The 16,517-nt window shown below is 67.8% G+C and carries 15 protein-coding genes; 11 read left to right on the top strand and 4 right to left on the bottom strand.

The genetic code is table 11. The annotated features are described in order from the left end of the window. Positions 1–48 precede the first annotated feature (48 nt). Both xylB and QO259_RS05090 read left to right on the top strand, forming a co-directional pair. Complete coding sequence (gene xylB / locus QO259_RS05095) at positions 49–783, top strand: D-xylose 1-dehydrogenase (protein ID WP_285952053.1); 735 nt, start codon at positions 49–51, stop codon at positions 781–783. Between the two features lie 80 nt (positions 784–863). Next, positions 864–2,270 (top strand): sugar porter family MFS transporter, encoded by a 1,407-nt coding sequence (locus QO259_RS05090; protein WP_285952052.1) that lies wholly within the window; start codon positions 864–866, stop codon positions 2,268–2,270. A 69-nt stretch (positions 2,271–2,339) separates the two neighbouring features. Here QO259_RS05090 and wrbA read toward each other — a convergent pair whose 3' ends face one another. Both wrbA and QO259_RS05080 read right to left on the bottom strand, forming a co-directional pair. Beyond that, entirely contained in the window at positions 2,340–2,945 is a 606-nt protein-coding gene (gene wrbA / locus QO259_RS05085; protein WP_207034869.1) for an NAD(P)H:quinone oxidoreductase, read from the bottom strand. 165 nt (positions 2,946–3,110) lie between these two features. Further along, a complete protein-coding gene (locus tag QO259_RS05080; protein ID WP_285952051.1) occupies positions 3,111–3,866 on the bottom strand; it encodes a FadR/GntR family transcriptional regulator in 756 nt (251 codons plus the stop codon). 234 nt (positions 3,867–4,100) lie between these two features. On the opposite strand from QO259_RS05080, the gene QO259_RS05075 reads away from it, so the two are divergent. From QO259_RS05075 to QO259_RS05040, 8 genes are all read left to right on the top strand, one after another. After that, a complete protein-coding gene (locus QO259_RS05075; RefSeq protein WP_035476531.1) occupies positions 4,101–4,841 on the top strand; it encodes an SDR family oxidoreductase in 741 nt (246 codons plus the stop codon). Positions 4,842–5,064: 223 nt separating this feature from the next. Continuing rightward, the gene (locus tag QO259_RS05070; protein WP_285952050.1) at positions 5,065–5,907 is read left to right on the top strand and encodes a fumarylacetoacetate hydrolase family protein; all 843 of its coding nucleotides are present in this window, start codon (positions 5,065–5,067) and stop codon (positions 5,905–5,907) included. Between the two features lie 103 nt (positions 5,908–6,010). Further along, complete coding sequence (locus QO259_RS05065) at positions 6,011–7,045, top strand: zinc-binding alcohol dehydrogenase family protein (protein ID WP_285952049.1); 1,035 nt, start codon at positions 6,011–6,013, stop codon at positions 7,043–7,045. Beyond that, positions 7,042–8,691, top strand: coding sequence for a UxaA family hydrolase (locus tag QO259_RS05060; protein WP_285952048.1), 1,650 nt, complete (start codon positions 7,042–7,044; stop codon positions 8,689–8,691). Before QO259_RS05065 ends, QO259_RS05060 begins: the two co-directional genes overlap by 4 nt. An 11-nt stretch (positions 8,692–8,702) precedes the next feature. Then, the gene (locus QO259_RS05055; protein WP_285952047.1) at positions 8,703–9,827 is read left to right on the top strand and encodes a mannitol dehydrogenase family protein; all 1,125 of its coding nucleotides are present in this window, start codon (positions 8,703–8,705) and stop codon (positions 9,825–9,827) included. A gap of 150 nt (positions 9,828–9,977) precedes the next feature. Then, entirely contained in the window at positions 9,978–10,973 is a 996-nt protein-coding gene (locus tag QO259_RS05050; protein ID WP_285952046.1) for a C4-dicarboxylate TRAP transporter substrate-binding protein, read from the top strand. Positions 10,974–11,106: 133 nt separating this feature from the next. Continuing rightward, positions 11,107–11,640: a TRAP transporter small permease gene (locus tag QO259_RS05045; RefSeq protein WP_285952045.1), complete on the top strand. Its 534-nt coding sequence runs from the start codon at positions 11,107–11,109 to the stop codon at positions 11,638–11,640. 5 nt (positions 11,641–11,645) lie between these two features. After that, entirely contained in the window at positions 11,646–12,929 is a 1,284-nt protein-coding gene (locus tag QO259_RS05040) for a TRAP transporter large permease (protein ID WP_207034883.1), read from the top strand. Here the strand turns inward: QO259_RS05040 and mmuM are convergent, their stop codons facing one another. Together mmuM and QO259_RS05030 are read right to left on the bottom strand one after the other, a co-directional pair. Further along, a complete protein-coding gene (mmuM, locus tag QO259_RS05035; RefSeq protein WP_285952044.1) occupies positions 12,930–13,916 on the bottom strand; it encodes a homocysteine S-methyltransferase in 987 nt (328 codons plus the stop codon). Continuing rightward, on the bottom strand, positions 13,913–15,364 hold the full coding sequence (locus QO259_RS05030; protein ID WP_285952043.1) for an amino acid permease: 1,452 nt from the start codon (positions 15,362–15,364) through the stop codon (positions 13,913–13,915). Before QO259_RS05030 ends, mmuM begins: the two co-directional genes overlap by 4 nt. 223 nt (positions 15,365–15,587) lie before the next feature. Between QO259_RS05030 and QO259_RS05025 the strand changes: the two genes are divergently transcribed. Further along, entirely contained in the window at positions 15,588–16,364 is a 777-nt protein-coding gene (locus tag QO259_RS05025; RefSeq protein WP_207034890.1) for a FadR/GntR family transcriptional regulator, read from the top strand. The last annotated feature ends 153 nt before the right edge of the window (positions 16,365–16,517 follow it).

Raw genomic sequence — 16,517 nt, 5'->3', positions numbered from 1 at the left:
TATTTACTAACCCTTCTCGAACTCAATCTTCCTGACAGCGAGCGTGCGATGTCCACAGCGATCTATCCCAGTCTCCAGGGCAAACGTGTCGTCATCACCGGCGGCGGGTCCGGCATCGGCGAAGGGCTGGTGCGCGCCTTCGCCGCCCAGCGCGCCGAGGTGCACTTCCTCGATATCCTGGACGGCGCCGAGGCGCTGGCCGCCGAGCTGGGCGATACGGTGCACTATCACCGCTGCGATCTCACCGATCCGGCGGCGCTGGCCACCACCCTGGAGGCGATCGGCACGGTGGACGTGCTGGTCAACAACGCCGCCAACGACGACCGCCACCGGCTGGAGGACGTCACTCCCGAGTACTGGGACGAGCGCATGAACGTCAATCTGCGCCATCTGGTGCTGGCGGCACGCGCGGTGGCGCCCGCCATGCGCCGCCAGGGCCGGGGGGCGATCGTCAATCTCGGCTCGATCAGTTGGCACCTGGGCCAGCCGGGCATGCTGCTCTACGAGACCGCCAAGGCCGGCATCGAAGGGCTGACCCGAGCGCTGGCGAGCGATCTGGGCGGCGACGGTATCCGCGTCAACTGCGTGATTCCAGGTAACGTCAAGACCCCGCGCCAGTCGCGCTGGTACACCCCCGAGGACGAAGCGCAGATCGTCGCCGAGCAGAAGCTCAAACTGCGCATCCATCCCGAGCACATCGCAGCGATGGTGCTGTTCCTGGCCTCCGACGATGCCGCCGCCTGCACCGCCCACAACTACTGGGTCGATGCCGGCTGGCTGTGAGCGGCCCGGGCTCGCCCCATGACTCACGCCCGTATCCCCTCTTCGAGATGCGCCTGAACACACGTCAACGGAGCTAGACAATGCCAACATCCAGCGCTTCGCAACATCCTTTCGTGGTCATGCTGATCTGCTGCGTCGCCGCCATCGGCGGCTTTTTGTTCGGGTTCGACAGCGGGGTCATCAACGGCACCGTCGACGGCCTGCAGCAGGCGTTCCACTCACAGAGCGTGGGGACCGGCTTCAACGTCGCCTCGATGCTGCTCGGCTGCGCCGTGGGGGCGTTCTTCGCCGGGCGCCTGGCCGACCGTTTCGGCCGGCGCACGCTGCTGATCGTCGCCGCGGTGCTGTTCCTGATCAGCGCCTGGGGCTCGGGTATCGCCGGGGGCTCGCTCGAGTTCGTCATCTACCGCGTGCTGGGCGGCCTGGCGGTGGGCGCCGCCAGCGTGATGTCGCCGGCCTATATCAGCGAGATCGCACCCTCGCATCTGCGCGGCCGGCTGGCGACCATTCAGCAGGTGGCGATCATCGGCGGGCTGTTCTTCTCGTTTCTCAACAACTACGTCCTGGCCAATATCGCCGGCGGCTCCACCGCCCCGCTGTGGTTCGGCTTCGAGGCGTGGCGCTGCATGTTCTGGATGGAGCTGGTACCCGCCGGCATCTTCTTCGTGGCCCTGCTATTCATCCCCGAGAGCCCGCGCTTTCTGGTCAGCGCCGGGCGTGAAGCCAAGGCCGAGCGGGTGCTGCGGCTGGTCTACGATGCCGCCACCACCGAGCGCCGTCTGGGCGAGATTCGCCAGTCACTCTCCACCCGCCACCAGCCGCGCCTGTCCGACCTGATCAACCCCGCCACCGGCAAGCTGCTCAAGCTGGTGTGGGTGGGCATCGGCCTGGCGGTGTTCCAGCAGCTGGTGGGTATCAACGTGGTGTTCTACTACGGCGCCGTGCTGTGGCAGGCGGTGGGGTTCTCCGAGAACGACGCCCTGATGATCAACGTGATCAGCGGCGCGGTGAGTATCGCCGCCTGTCTGGTCACCATCGGCCTGATCGACCGCATCGGACGCAAGCCGCTGCTGTGGGCCGGCTCGCTGGGGATGACGCTGACGCTGGCACTGCTGGTCTACGCCTTCTCCACCGCCGACATGGTCAACGGCAGCCTGGCGCTCTCCAGCGGCAACGGGGTGCTCGCGCTGATCGCCGCCAACATCTACGTGTTCTGCTTCAACGTCTCCTGGGGCCCGGTGATGTGGGTCATGCTGGGTGAGATGTTCCCCAACCAGGTGCGCGGTTCGGGGCTGGCGATCGCCGGGCTGTTCCAGTGGGTGGCCAACTTCGCCATCACCATGACCTTCCCGATCATGCTCGCCTCGATCGGGCTGACCGGCGCCTATGGCTTCTACGCCCTGTGTGCGCTGATCTCGATCTTCTTCGTGGCGCGCTTCGTGCGCGAGACCAAGGGCCTGGAGCTCGAAGAGATGGTCTACGAGTGACCCTAGACAAGCCCGCGCCGTCGCTCACGACGGCGCGGGCTTGCGCATTATGCAGAGGTTGAGAGGGTGTCAGCCGCCCAGCTTGGCCGCCAGCTCGGCGACGTGCTTGCCCTGGAAGCGGGCGATCGCCAGTTCGTTCTCGCTCGGGGTACGGCTGCCGTCGGCCCCCGCCAGGGTCGAAGCGCCATAGGGCGTGCCACCGGTGATCTCGCTCATGTTGGTGAGCTCCTGGCAGGCGTAAGGCACGCCGACCACCACCATGCCGTGGTGCAGCAGCGTGGTGTGGATCGAGGTCAGCGTGGTCTCCTGACCGCCGTGCTGGGTCGCGGTGGAGACGAAGGCGCTGCCGATCTTGCCCACCAGCTTGCCCTGGGCCCACAGGCCGCCGGTCATGTCCCAGAAGTTGCGCATCTGCGAGGCCATGTTGCCGAAACGGGTCGGCGTGCCGACGATGATCGCATCGTAGTCGGCCAGGGCGTCGGGGCTTTCGATCAGCGGCGCATCCTGATCGGTCTTGTAGCCCGACTGTTCGGCCACCTTTTCGGGAACCAGCTCGGACACCCGGCGCACGTCCACCTGGGTGCCGCCGACACCGCCGGCACCTTCGGCGATCGCCTTGGCCAGCGTCTCGACATGGCCATAGCTCGAGTAATAAAGCACCAGTACCTTGCTCATTGCACGCTCCTTGCAGCAGGGGTAACGCCGGCCGCGGCCGGCAAGTCGGGACCAATCCCGGTGAACACTGATGCAAGGCTAGTCCGCCTGCGGCGGCGGCGACACTGGCTTTTTTCGTGCCCGCGCGTCGATGCGGTCGAATCGTCGGCGGTAACGGCACCGGGCTCAGCTATCGAAGAATACCCCGAGCACGTGGTCGAGGTGCGCCGCCATCGCCGCGCGTGCGGCCTCGGCGTCGCGCGCCTCGATCGCAGCGAGGATACGGCTGTGATCCTGCTGCGAGCGGCGCGGCATGTCGGTGGACATGAACAGCGCCTGCAGCCGCCGGAACATCACCCCGTACTGATGCCCGAGCAGGTGCTTGAGCAGCATGGCGTAGGCGGCGTTGCCCGAGGCCTCGGCGATGCGGATATGCATCAACCGATCGCCGACCATGTTATTACCACCGTGGCGGTTGTCTTCGACGTTGCGCTGGTAGGCCGCGCGGATCGCCTCGAGATCGGCGTCGCTGGCGTTGAGCGCCGCCAGTGCCGCGGTCTCCGGCTCGATGAAGCGGCGCGCCTCAAGCAGGGCGAAGGGCGGAATCTCCTGATCCAGATCGAGCTCGATCTCGCTTTCGAATTCGGGGTCGATCGCCCACGGCTCCTGGCGGCTGGCGACGTGCATTACCGGCGCTTCGACCGGCGCCGCGCGCTCCAGCACCAGCACGCCGTGGCCGACCCGTACCTCCACCTGCCCCACCACTTCCAGTGCGATCAGCGCCTCACGCACCGAGGCGCGGCTGACCCCGAGCTGCTGCGCCAGATCGCGCTCCGGCGGTAGCAGCGAGCCCGGCGGGAACTCGCCCTGGCGGATCAGCGCCAGCAGCTGATCGGCAATCTGGCGATAGAGCCGCTGGGCGCGAATGGTCTGAATCGGCATCGCGGGATCTCCTGTGGCAGGCCGCCGCCCGGGAACGGCGTCCTTGTTAGACATTGGTCGAAAACTGGCACGCAATCCCGGGCGCTGGCGCTGCCTATTAGACGTTTGGCGGTTTGCGGTGCCGCCACGCATAGGATAATACTCGGCCCAATGGTCAGGCCTTTAGACATTAGAAGCGAAAGGCCACCGTGCGACAACACTCAGCCAACTTCGACAACGCTCAGGAGCCACGCCATGCGCCTTGCCCACAAGACCGCTCTGATCACTGCTGCCGGCCAGGGCATCGGCCGCGCCACCGTCGAGCGCTTTCTGGCCGAGGGCGCGCGGGTGATCGCCACCGATATCGATGCGGCCAAGCTCGACGGGCTGGAGGCCGCCGAGTGCCACGCGCTGGACGTCACCGACGCCGCCGCGGTGGACCGCCTGATCGGCTCGCTGGGCGCGCTGGACATCGTCTTCAACTGCGCCGGGACGGTGCCCGCCGGTTCGATCCTCGAGTGCGATGACGCCCAGTGGGCACAGGCCCAGCGCCTCAACGTCGACTCGATGTTCTATACCCTGCGCGCCGCCCTGCCGGCGATGCTGGAGAACGGCGGCGGCAGCATCATCAACATGGCCTCGCTCGCCTCCAGCACCAAGGGCGTGGTCAACCGCTTCGCCTACGGCACCACCAAGGCCGCGGTGATCGGGCTGACCAAGTCGATCGCCGCCGACTTCATGACCCGCGGCATCCGCTGCAACGCCATCTGCCCGGGCACCGTGGACTCCCCCTCGCTGCGCGAACGGGTCGCCGAGCAGGCGCGCCAGCAGGGGCGCAGCGCCGAAGAGGTGTTCGCCGACTTCGTCGCGCGCCAGCCCATGGGCCGGCTAGGCAAGGTGGAGGAGATCGCCGCGCTGGCGACCTGGCTGGCCAGTGACGAGGCCGGTTTTATTACCGGGACGGTGCAGATGATCGATGGCGGCTGGTCCAACTAGGCACTGTCTGAAAAGTACTGCGCTCGCCCATGCGGCGTTAAAAATCGGCTCAAAATGCTCATTTACACCCCGTAAACTCCGCGTTTTCGCCGATTTTTGCCTTGCCTGGCCTTCGCTCGTCGACTTTTCAGACAACACCTAGGCTTTTCACGAAAACGACCTGCGCTCGGCACCGCCGGACAGTGATGACGAGCGCACCCATGCATGGACAGAAGGAAAACGCATGAAACTGCTACGCCACGGCCCCAAGGGGCAGGAAAAACCGGGCATCGTCGACGCCGACGGTCGCGTGCGCGATCTCTCCGGCGAGATCGATGACATCGCCGGCGAGGTGCTCAGCGCCGCCGGCCTGGCCAAGCTCGCGGCGCTCGACCTGAGCCGCCTGCCCGAGGTCGCCGCCGATACCCGCCTGGGCCCCTGCGTCGGCCGCGTGGGCAAGTTCATCTGCATCGGCCTCAACTACTCCGATCACGCCGCCGAGACCGGTGCCGAGGTGCCCGCCGAGCCGGTGGTGTTCAACAAGTGGACCAGCGCCATCTGCGGCCCCAACGACGACGTCGAGATCCCTCGCGATTCGACCAAGACCGACTGGGAGGTCGAGCTCGGCGTGGTGATCGGCACCGGCGGGCGCTACATCGACGAAGCCGACGCCATGGATCATGTCGCCGGCTTCTGCGTGATCAACGACGTCTCCGAGCGCGAATTCCAGCTCGAGCGCAGCGGCACCTGGGACAAGGGCAAGGGCTGCGACACCTTCGGCCCGCTCGGCCCCTGGCTGGTGACCCGCGACGAGATCGCCGACCCCCACGATCTGAATCTGTGGCTGGAGGTCGACGGCCAGCGCTACCAGGACGGCTCGACCCGCACCATGGTGTTCCAGATCCCGCATCTGGTCTCTTACCTGAGCCGCTTCATGAGCCTGCAACCAGGCGACGTGATCTCCACCGGCACGCCACCGGGCGTGGGCATGGGTCAGAACCCGAAGGTATTCCTCAAGCCGGGCCAGACCATGCGTCTGGGCATCGAGGGGCTGGGCGAACAGCGCCAGCGCTGTATCGAGAGCTGAGCGCCCGGCGACGCCGCGCCGCCTTCCTGAGCCTGGAAGGCGGCCTGTGCGCCAATTGGCCTGACCTTTAGGCCGAATCCCCTCATTCGCCAGGAGAATCTACATGCAAGTCGTGGTCTGTTCGCGCCCCGGCGAGATGGCGCTGGTCGAGCGCCCGACGCCCCCGCTGGCGCCAGGCGAAGCGCGGGTCGCCATTCGCCGTATCGGTATCTGCGGCACCGATATCCATGCCTTCGGCGGCAATCAGCCCTACTTCGAGTATCCCCGCGTACTCGGCCACGAGCTGGCCGGCGAGGTGGTCGCGGTGGCCGAAGACGTCGACCCGGCGCTGGTCGGCCAGGCGGTCTACGTCATTCCCTATCTGCACTGCGGCGAGTGCCGCGCCTGCCGCCATGGCCGCACCAACTGCTGCCAGGCGCTTCAGGTGATCGGCGTGCACCGCGACGGCGGCATGGCGCAGACGCTCAACGTGCCCGCCAGCCACCTGGTGGCGGTGCCCACGCTTTCGGCCGAGGCGCTGGCGCTGGTCGAGTGCCAGGCCATCGGCGCCCACGCCGTGCGCCGCGCCCAGGTCGCCGCCGATGAGCTGGTGGTGGTGGTCGGCGCCGGGCCGATCGGTATCGGCGTGCTGCAGGTGGCCAAGAGCTGCGGCGCGCGGGTGGCGATGGTCGACACCAACCGCGACCGCCTGGCGCTGTGCCGCGAGGCGCTGGGCGCCGATGCGACCTGGCATGCCGACGATGACGTGGTGGCCAGGATCGAGGCGCTCAACGATGGCGCCCTGGCCGATGTGGTGTTCGACGCCACCGGCAACCCGGCGGCAATGAATCGCGGCTTCGACTTCGCCGGCCACGGCGGACGCTATGTGCTGGTCAGCGTGGTCAAGGCCGAGATCAGCTTCAGCGACCCGGACTTCCACAAGAAGGAGCTGACCCTGCTCGGCAGCCGCAACGCCACGCGGGAGGATTTCGAGCACGTGACCCAGCTGATGGCCGAAGGCCGGCTGCAGACCGCCCCGCTGATCACCCACCGTGCGACGCTGACCGCGCTGCCCGAGCGGATGCCGGCCTGGTGCGCCCCCGGCAGCGGGGTGATCAAGGCGATGGTGACGCTGGACGACACGGAGGCCGAAGCATGAGCAAGACGACCATCGCCAGCGACGCCCCAGCGCGTCAGAACCTGCGTATCCACCCCGGCGACAACGTCGCGGTGGCGCTGACCGACCTGCCCGCCGGACGCGAGGTGATGGTGGCAGAGACGCGCCTCGCCCTGGCCGATACCGTGCGCGCCAAGCACAAGTTCGCGCTCACCGATCTCGCCTCTGGTGATCTCGTCACCATGTACGGCGTCACCGTGGGGCGCGCCACCCGGCCGATCCCCCGCGGCGGCGCGATCACCACCGATAACCTGGCCCACGCCACCGCCGGCGGCGACGCCCGCCCCGGCTCGCGGGACTGGACACCGCCGGATGTCTCGCGCTTCGCCCAGGCCACCTTCGACGGCTTCCACCGCGCCGACGGCAGCGTGGGTACCGCCAACGTCTGGCTGGTGATCCCGCTGGTGTTCTGCGAGAACCGCAACGTCGAGGTGCTGCGTCAGTGTGTCGCCGAGGCCCTGGGCGACGACCCCTACCGTGACTACAAGCGCCTGGCCCGGAGCCTGCTGGAGGGCACCGAGATACCGCCGGTGGGCAGCGAACAGAGCGCCACACCGCGGCGTTTCCCCAATGTCGACGGCGTGCGTTTTCTCACCCATAGCCTGGGTTGCGGCGGCACCGACGACGACGCCGAAGCGCTGTGCCAACTGCTCGCCGGCTACGTCTGCCATCCCAACGTGGCTGGGGCGACGGTGCTCAGCCTGGGCTGCCAGAAGGCGCAGATCCGCATGCTCAAGGCGGCGGTCGCCGCGCGCGATCCGCAGGGAACGAAGCGCGTCGACTACTTCGACCAGCAGGCCTCGCCCAGCGAGGAGCGTCTGATCCGCGACGCCCTGACCTCGATCTTCGATGGCCTCGCCAGCGCCGACCGCGTCACGCGCCAGCCCGCCTCTCTCGACAAGCTGGTATTGGGGCTGGAGTGCGGCGGCTCGGACGGCTTCTCCGGGCTCTCCGCCAATCCGCTGGTGGGCGCGGTGGTCGACCGCCTGGTGGCGCTGGGCGGCAGCGGCATGCTCAGCGAATTCCCCGAACTGTGCGGAGTCGAGCACGAGCTCACCGCGCGCTGCACGAGCGAGGCCGTGGCGGCACGCTTCGCCGAGCTGATGAGCGCCTATCAGCGTCACGCCGCGGCGGTGGGCGCCGACTTCTCGATGAATCCCTCGCCGGGCAATATCCGCGACGGCCTGATCACCGATGCGATGAAGTCCGCCGGCGCGGCCAAGAAAGGCGGCGACGCCCCGGTGGTCGACGTGCTCGACTACACCGAGCCCCACCGCCGCCCGGGTCTGAGCCTGCTGTGCACGCCGGGCAACGACGTCGAGTCGACCACCGCCCTGGCCGCCTCCGGGGCCAATCTGATCCTCTTCACCACCGGCCTCGGCACGCCCACCGGCAACCCGGTCGCCCCGGTGCTCAAGATCGCCAGCAACAGCGCGCTGGCGCAGCGCATGCGGGACATCATCGATTTCGACGCCGGCCCCATCGTCAGCGGCGAGCGCACCATCGACGAACTCGCCGAGGCGCTGTTGGGGCTGTGTCTGGAGGTCGCCTCCGGGCGCCATGTCACCCGGGCCCAGCGCCTCTCCCAGCACGACTTCATTCCCTGGAAGCGCGGGGTGTCACTATGAATCGCAGCGTCATGAGTTCCCCCACGGAGGCTCTCGACAGCGATGCCAGCATCGTCCAGTTCGGCACCGGGCGCTTTCTGCTCGCCCACGTCGACGCCCTGGTCTCGGAGTCGCTGGCCAGCGGAGCCAGCTCGCGCCGCCTGCTGGTGGTGCAGTCCTCGCCGCGCGAAGAAGGCAAGCGCAAGGCGCGCCTGCTCGCCGCCCAGCAGCGCTATCCGTTGCGCATCCGCGGCCGCCGCGATGGTGTGGAGATCGACCGCGAGCAGACCGTCGACAGCATCGACGCCTGCGTCATCGCCGCCGAGCGGTGGCAGGCACTGACCCGCCATGTCGTCGAGCACGCCGAGATCATCGTCTCCAACACCGCCGACGACGGTTTCGAGGTCGGCGCCGATTCGAGCCTGAACCCGCTGCCAACGAGCTACCCCGGCAAGCTGACCCAACTGCTGCGGGCTCGCTTCGATGCCGGCCGCGACGGACTGACGCTGCTGCCCTGCGAGCTGATCGAGCACAACGCCCAGGAGCTGCTGGCCCGGGTGATCCGGCTGGCGCGACGCGACGGCCACCCCGAGGCCTTCATCGACTGGCTCCAGACCCGCTGCGTCTGGGCCGACACCCTGGTCGACCGCATTGTCTCGGCGCCGCTGGAGCCGCTGGGGGCGATCGCCGAGCCCTATGCGCTGTGGGCCATCGCCCGCCGCCCGGGGCTTGCGCTGCCGTGCGTGCATGCCGACGTCGAGGTGGTCGACGACCTGCGCCCGGCGATGCTGCGCAAGCTGCACATTCTCAACCTCGCCCACAGCGTGCTGGTCCACCACTGGCAGCGGCTGGGGCAACCGGTGGCGACGGTGCGCGAGGCGATGCAGCACGACGCGCTGAGCGAGCCGCTGCGCGCACTGCTCGACGACGAGGTACTGCCGACGCTGGCCGCCGAGCTGCCGCTCGACGAGCTCGAACGCTACCGCGACGTCACCCTGGAGCGCTTCGCCAACCCCTTCCTCGACCACCGCCTGGCGGACATCGCCCAGCACCACGCGACCAAGCTGGAGCGCCGCGTGCGTCCGGTGGTGGAACGCGCCGCGCGCCAAGGGCGTCAGGTGCCGGGGCTCATCGCCGCCCTCGGCGGGGCGAGCTAGCGCCTATCACCTAGTACCTGGCGCCTGGCGGCGGTCCTGACGCCGTCCGTGAATGGAAGAGCACGCCCGAACGGACACTCATAAATGACCACGCACGAACGATCACGACAAGATCCACAACGAACAGCTCAACGACAAAAGGAAACACCCATGACAATGCAGCGCTGGCTCCGTTTCACCGCCTCCCTCTCCCTCGCCGGCCTGAGCGCCCTGGCGCTCACCGGGCCGGCCCAGGCCGCCACCGAGATCCGTGTCGCCTATGGCAACCAGCCGGGCGAGCCGGTCGACGTGGCCGTCAAGGCCTGGGCCAAGGAGGTCGAGAAAGCAAGCCATGGCGAGTTGACGCTGAAGGCGTTCCCCGCCAGCCAGCTCGGCGGCGAGACCGAAGTGATGGAGCAGGCGCGCTTCGGCTCGCCGCTGATCACCATCACCGCCTACTCCAACTTCATGAGCTCGGTGCCCGATCTCTCGGTGCTCGACGCGCCCTATCTGGCCAAGGACTTCGACAGCAAGCTCAAGGTGTTCGACTCCGCGTGGTTCGCCGAGCAGGAGAAGAAGGTCGAGGCCGCCGGCTATCACATCGTGATTCCCAACACGGTCTACGGCGTGCGCCAGCTGCTCTCCCGCGACCCGGTGGCGACCCCGGCGGATCTCTCGGGAGTCAAGATCCGAGTCCAGAACTCGCCGATGTACGTCGCCGCGATCAAGGCGATGGGCGCGGTGCCCACGCCGATGTCGCTGGGCGATGTCTATCCGGCGCTGGCCCAGGGCCTGGTGGATGGCGTCGAGAACCCGCTGCCGGTGCTCTATGGCGGCAAGTTCTATGAAGTGGTCAAGAACCTCAACCTCACCTCGCACATGCACACCGTCGCTCCCTTCGTCACCGGCGAGGCGTTCTGGCAGCAGCTGAGCCCGGAGGACCAGAAGATCCTCACCGAGACCGGTCAGGCGATGGCCGCCAACCTGCGCACCCTGGTCGAGAAAGAGACCGACAAGTCGCTTCAGCAGCTCAAGGATGCCGGCGTAGAGGTCAACGAGGTGGATATCGAACCCTTCCGCGAGCGCGCCCAGGAGGAGATTCCCAAGGCGTTCCCGCAGTGGAGCGAGGGGCTGTATGAGAAGGTCAGCAACATCATCAACGACTAGTATCGATGCCTGCGCGAGCGAATCGCGGCGTTGCGCGGGGCTCGAAGCCCTCGCCTAACACCCCGATCGCGTCGACACCCTGGCATGACAGCGCTCCCGCTCGACATCGCGCGGGAGCGCCATGGAGTTGAACATGCAAACGCTTTTCAAGGCGCTCGACCGCCTGATGCGGCTCGATGAAGTCATCGCCAGCCTGGCGCTGTTCGGGCTGTTCGTGGTCGCCATCGCCAACGTCTTCATGCGCTATCTGTTCTCGTCTCCGCTGGCGTGGAGCGAGGAGATCCTGCAGCTACTGATGGTGTGGGCGACCTTTCTCGGCGCCAGCGCCTTGGTGCGTCGCAACGAGCACGTGCTGATCGGCCTGCTGGGTGACAAGCTGCCGCCCCGCCTGCGCCGCTGGAATACCCGACTCTTCAATGTCGGCATCGTCATGCTGTGTGCCCTGGCGATGCTCTACTGGGGGCTGGAACTGCTGCCCTTCTCGCGCTTTCGCAGCACGCCGATGCTGCAGATCCCCTACACCTGGATCCATGTCGCCATCCCCATCAGCGCCGCCATGATGCTCTACCACGGGCTGGTGCGGCTGATCACCGATGACCGTGGCGTGGCGTCAGCGGATGCCAGCGCCGACGTCTCGAACACCGACGTCTTGCACATCAAGGAGTGATATCGATGGCCGTTGGCATCGCGCTCGTCGCGCTCTTCATCCTGTTCTGCCTGGGCACGCCGGTGGCCTTCGCGCTGTTCGCGTCGAGCCTGACCTACTTCCTGATCGGTGCCGACCAGCCGATGGTGACGCTGATCCAGCGCCTGGCCGGCGGGCTGGAGTCGATCTCGCTGCTGGCGATTCCGTTCTTCATCATGGCCGGGGTGTTCATGAACCACTCCGGCATCACCGAGCGGCTGCTCAAGCTGGCCGAGCTGATGACCCGCCGCCTGCACGGCGGGCTGGCCCAGGCCAACGTGCTGCTGAGCACCTTCATGGGCGGCCTCTCCGGCTCCAACATCGCCGATGCGGCGATGAACGCCAAGCTGCTGGTGCCGAGCATGACCCAGGCCGGCTACCCCAAGGCGTTCTCGAGCGCGGTCACCGCGTCATCGTCGCTGATCACCTCGACCATTCCGCCGGGTATCGCGCTGATCGTCTACGGCTACGTCAACAACGTCTCGATCGGGCGGCTGTTCCTCGCCGGCGTCGTCCCCGGGGTGCTGATGGCGGTCGCCATGATGGTGCTGGTCTCGATCCAGTGCCGGCGTCTCGGCTACCAGAAGCCGCGCCGCGAACGCGTATCGCGTCACGAGTGGATCAGCGTGACCCGCGCCGGGATCATCGCCCTGCTGCTGCCGGTGGTGGTGATCGGCGGTATCCGTATCGGTGTGTTCACGCCCACCGAGGCGGGCGCCATGGCGGTGCTCTACGCGCTGATCGTGGGGCTGTTCGTCTACCGTCAGATGGGCCTGGGTAGCGTCGCCGTGGCCACCCGCGAGTCGCTGATGGCCTCGGTCAACGTGCTCTTCATCATCGCCGTGGCGTCGGGCTTCGCCCGCGTGCTCACCTGGGAGCAGATTCCGCAGCAGATCGCGCTGATGCTCTCTTCGGGGGTCGGCAGCGCGGTCGCCTTCCTGCTGATCGCCAACCTGCTGCTGCTGATCCTGGGCATGTTCCTCGAGGGCAACGCCATCCTGATCGTGCTGTCGCCGCTGCTGGCGCCGGTCGCCGCCCAGTTCGGCATCGACCCGGTGCACTTCGGCATCGTCTTCATCCTCAACGCCTCGATCGGCACGATCACGCCACCGCTGGGGACGGTGATGTTCACCACCTGCTCGATCACCGGCGTCTCGATCGGCGCCTTCATCCGCGCGATCCTGCCCTACTGGCTGCTGCTGGTGGCGCTGCTGCTGGTGGTCACCTTTGTCCCCGCGATCTCGCTGACGCTGCCCAACTGGGTGTTCTAGCTAGGTTTGTGCCCGGCGGGCCCGGGCCAATGCCCCGATATCCTCCGGCCCGGTACGGCAGCAGCCGCCGATGGCGCTGGCGCCGGCGGCCAGCCAACGCGGCAGGCCCTCGGCGAGATCCCGCGGCGCCGGCGCGTGGGCGCAGCCGGCGTGCCAGGTCTTGGTCACCGGGTCGTAGTGCTCGCCGGAGTTGGGGTAGACGATGATCGGCAGCCGGGTAACGCCGCGCAGGCGCATGACCAGACTCTCGATATGGGCCAGCGCCGTGCAGTTGATGCCGATGGCAGCCACGCCGGGTAACGCGTCCAAGGCCTCGCCGCAGCGCTCGATCGGCGTGCCGTCGCTGATATGCCCTTCATCGCGGGCGGAGAAGGTGAACCAGGCCGGCACCGTGGAAAGGTCGGGCAGCAGCCCGGCCACCGCCAGGGCCTCTTCCAGCGAGGGCAGGGTTTCCACCGCCAGCAGATCGGGGCCGGCCTCGAGCAGCGTGCGCAGCCGCGGACGATGGAATTCGGCCAGCGCAGCACGCCCGATGGCATAGTCGCCGCGATACTCACTGCCATCGGCGAGAAAGGCGCCGTAGGGCCCCACCGAAGCCGCCACCAGCGGATAGGGACGCGAGGCCTCGGCGTGCGCCGCCCAGCAGGCGTCGCGCGCCTCCTTCGCCAGCGTCACCGCCCGCTGGATCAGGGCGTCGGCCTCGGCGGCCTCGAGCCCGGCGCGCATGAACCCCTCGCGGGTGGCCTGATAGCTCGCGGTGATGGCGACATCGGCCCCCGCCTCGAAGTAGGTCCGGTGCACGTCACGGATACGTTCGGGCGCCTCGCGCAGCACCCGGGCCGACCACAGCGCATCGTTGAGATCGCAGCCCAGCCGCTCGAGCTCGGTGGCCAGCGCGCCGTCGACGATCATGAAACCGGCCTGGGCGGCGATCGCCGCGATCGGGTTGGCGTCGGTCTGGGTAGCGCTCGGATTGGCAGCACTCATGAGGTGGACTCCTCGGTGACATCAGCGTAGCGGCGGTGCGAATCGTCCGCCGGATCGGCCTGGGTGGCGGGCTGGCGCGGGCGGGTCAGGTAGTAGCAGGCGTAGCAGAGCGCCACGAACGGCACCCCGAAGTAGAGCGCGATACGCTGCTGGGGGTCGAAGGCGATGCCCACGCAGGCGAACAGGCAGAAACCGAAGGCGGCCAGCGGCACCCACGGATAGCCCGGCGTGCGGTAGACCAGATCGCGCGGGTCATTGCCGGCGCGCACGTAGACCCGGCGGAAGCGCCACTGGCTGGCGGCGATCGCCATCCACACCAGCACCACCGCCAGCCCCGAGATCGAGACCAGCGCCAGGTAGACCAAGTCCGGCGCATAGACGCTGGAGAAGAGCGCGCCGAAGCCGCCGAGCATGCTCAGGATCACCGCGTTGAGCGGAATGCCACGGCGGTTGAGCCGGCCCAGCGCGCGCGGCAGCGTACCCTGGCGTGACAGCGTCCAGAGCATGCGCGACGAGGCGTAGAGCCCCGAGTTGGCCGCCGAGATCAGCGCGGTGATGATCACCAGATTGATCACGTCCGCCGCCCCGGGCACCCCGATACGATCGAATACCGCCACGAACGGACTCTCCACCAGCCCGGCCTGCTCCCGCGGCAACAGCGCCGCGATCACCACGATGGTGCCGACGAAGAACAGGATCAGCCGCCACAGGGTGGCGCGAATGGCGCGCGGCACGTTGGTCGCCGGATCGACGGTCTCGCCAGCGGCGATACCGATCAACTCGGTGCCGGAGAAGGCGAACATCACCGCCAGCAGCGTGGTCCCGATGGCCAGGTAGCCGGTGGGGAAAGCGCCCTCGGCCCACAGGTTGGAGAGCCCCGGCGCCGGGGCCCCCGCCGGCGCGTCGGCCAGCGGCACGAAGCCGAGCACCGCCGCGGCGCCCAGCACCACGAAGATCACCACGGTGGCGACCTTGATCAGCGACAGCCAGAACTCGGTCTCGGCGAACAGCCGCGTGGTGAAGGCGTTGGTGGCGAAGACGATGGCGGCGAAGATCGCGCTCCAGTACCAGCCCGGCACCTCGGGGAACCAGCGCCCCATGAACACCGCCGCCGCGGTGAACTCGGAACCCAGCGCCACGGTCCAGGTGAGCCAGTAGAGCCAGGCCACGGTGTAACCCGTGCCGGGGCCGATATAGCGCGTGGCGTGGGCGCTGAAGGCTCCCGCCTCGGGCATGTGCACGGCGAGTTCGCCGAGACACATCATCACCAGCCAGGCGACCAGACCGCCGATGAGATAGGCCAGAATGGCGCCCAGCGGGCCGGCCTGATTGACGGTGTAGCCCGAACTCAGAAAGAGTCCGGTGCCGATGACCCCGCCTAGCGACAGCATCACCAGGTGGCGACTCTGCATGCTGCGCTTGAACGGGCTCTCTTGGCTCTCTTGCATAGCGAATGTCCGGTTGAAAAACGGGGTGAAGACGACAGGCGCGCCATGTTACCCAATCCATCCGGCTTGCGGGTAACCGTGACCCGGGGTCGAAAGATCGATTTGGAACAAGCTGATAGCGGCCGGCCCGGCACACCGGGCATCGCCACTAGCCGCCCGCGGCGGTTAAGATGGGCGCTATCGGTCCTCGCCGCGCGAGCCCCCCAACCCTGGATGCCGAACCATGCCCGAGGTGAAAGCCGCCCGCCGCTCCCCGCCCGCACCGCGCCCCAGCGTCGCCGAAGCGCTGGCCGAGGAGATATTCACTGGCCGCTATCAGCCCGGCGAGTTCGTGCCCAAGGAGATCGATCTCTGCGAGCGCTTCGCGCTCAACCGCTCGGCGGTGCGCAGCGATCTGCGCCAGCTGGTGGATGCCGGCATTATCGAGCGCATCTCCGGCTACGGCTCGCGCGTTCGCGCCTACTCCGAATGGAATATCCTCGACCCTCAGGTCACCGCCTGGATGACCCGCTTCGCCACCCCCAACCCCGGCATCCAGCGCGAGATTCTCGCCTTCCGCTTCGACGTCGAGCCCTACGTGGCAATGACCGCAGCCAAGCGTGCCACCGCCCGCGACCTGGTGGCGATCGAGGAGGCCTTCGACGGCATGGGTCAGCATCTGCGCCAGCCCGGCGATGAGGGCCAGCGCGCGCGGCTGCACAGCGACTGCGACGTGGCCTTCCACGTCGCCATTTTCAAGGCCACCCACAACATCGTCTGGACCCAGCTCTCGCATATCCTGCGTCCGTCGATCCATCTGCTGGTGGAGACCTCCAACGTCAGCGCCAGCGACCCCGAGGAGAGCCTGGAGCGCCACCGGGTGCTGATGGAGAGCATCCGTACCCGGCGCCCTGCCGAGGCTTTCCACGCCTCGCTGGCGGTGCTCCAGGGCACCGCCAGCGCCTTGGGGCTGGCACTGCCGGAGACGCTGCTAGGGGAGAGGCCGCCGCCCGGCGACTGAGAGAGTATCGGCAAAAAAAGCGCCCGAGCGGTGGGCTCGGGCGCAGTCGGCAGGCGAGACGCGGGCCTGTAGAGAAGTCGGCCTGGAGCGAGTCGGCGCCGAAAGAGACAAGCGTCCGGCGTCGCGCTCAGAGGGTGGTTAAAAATTCAACGC

The organism is Salinicola sp. JS01 (assembly GCF_030284585.1).
In the GTDB taxonomy this organism is placed as follows: Bacteria; Pseudomonadota; Gammaproteobacteria; order Pseudomonadales; family Halomonadaceae; genus Salinicola.
This window is presented reverse-complemented; position numbering and strand designations above follow the sequence as displayed.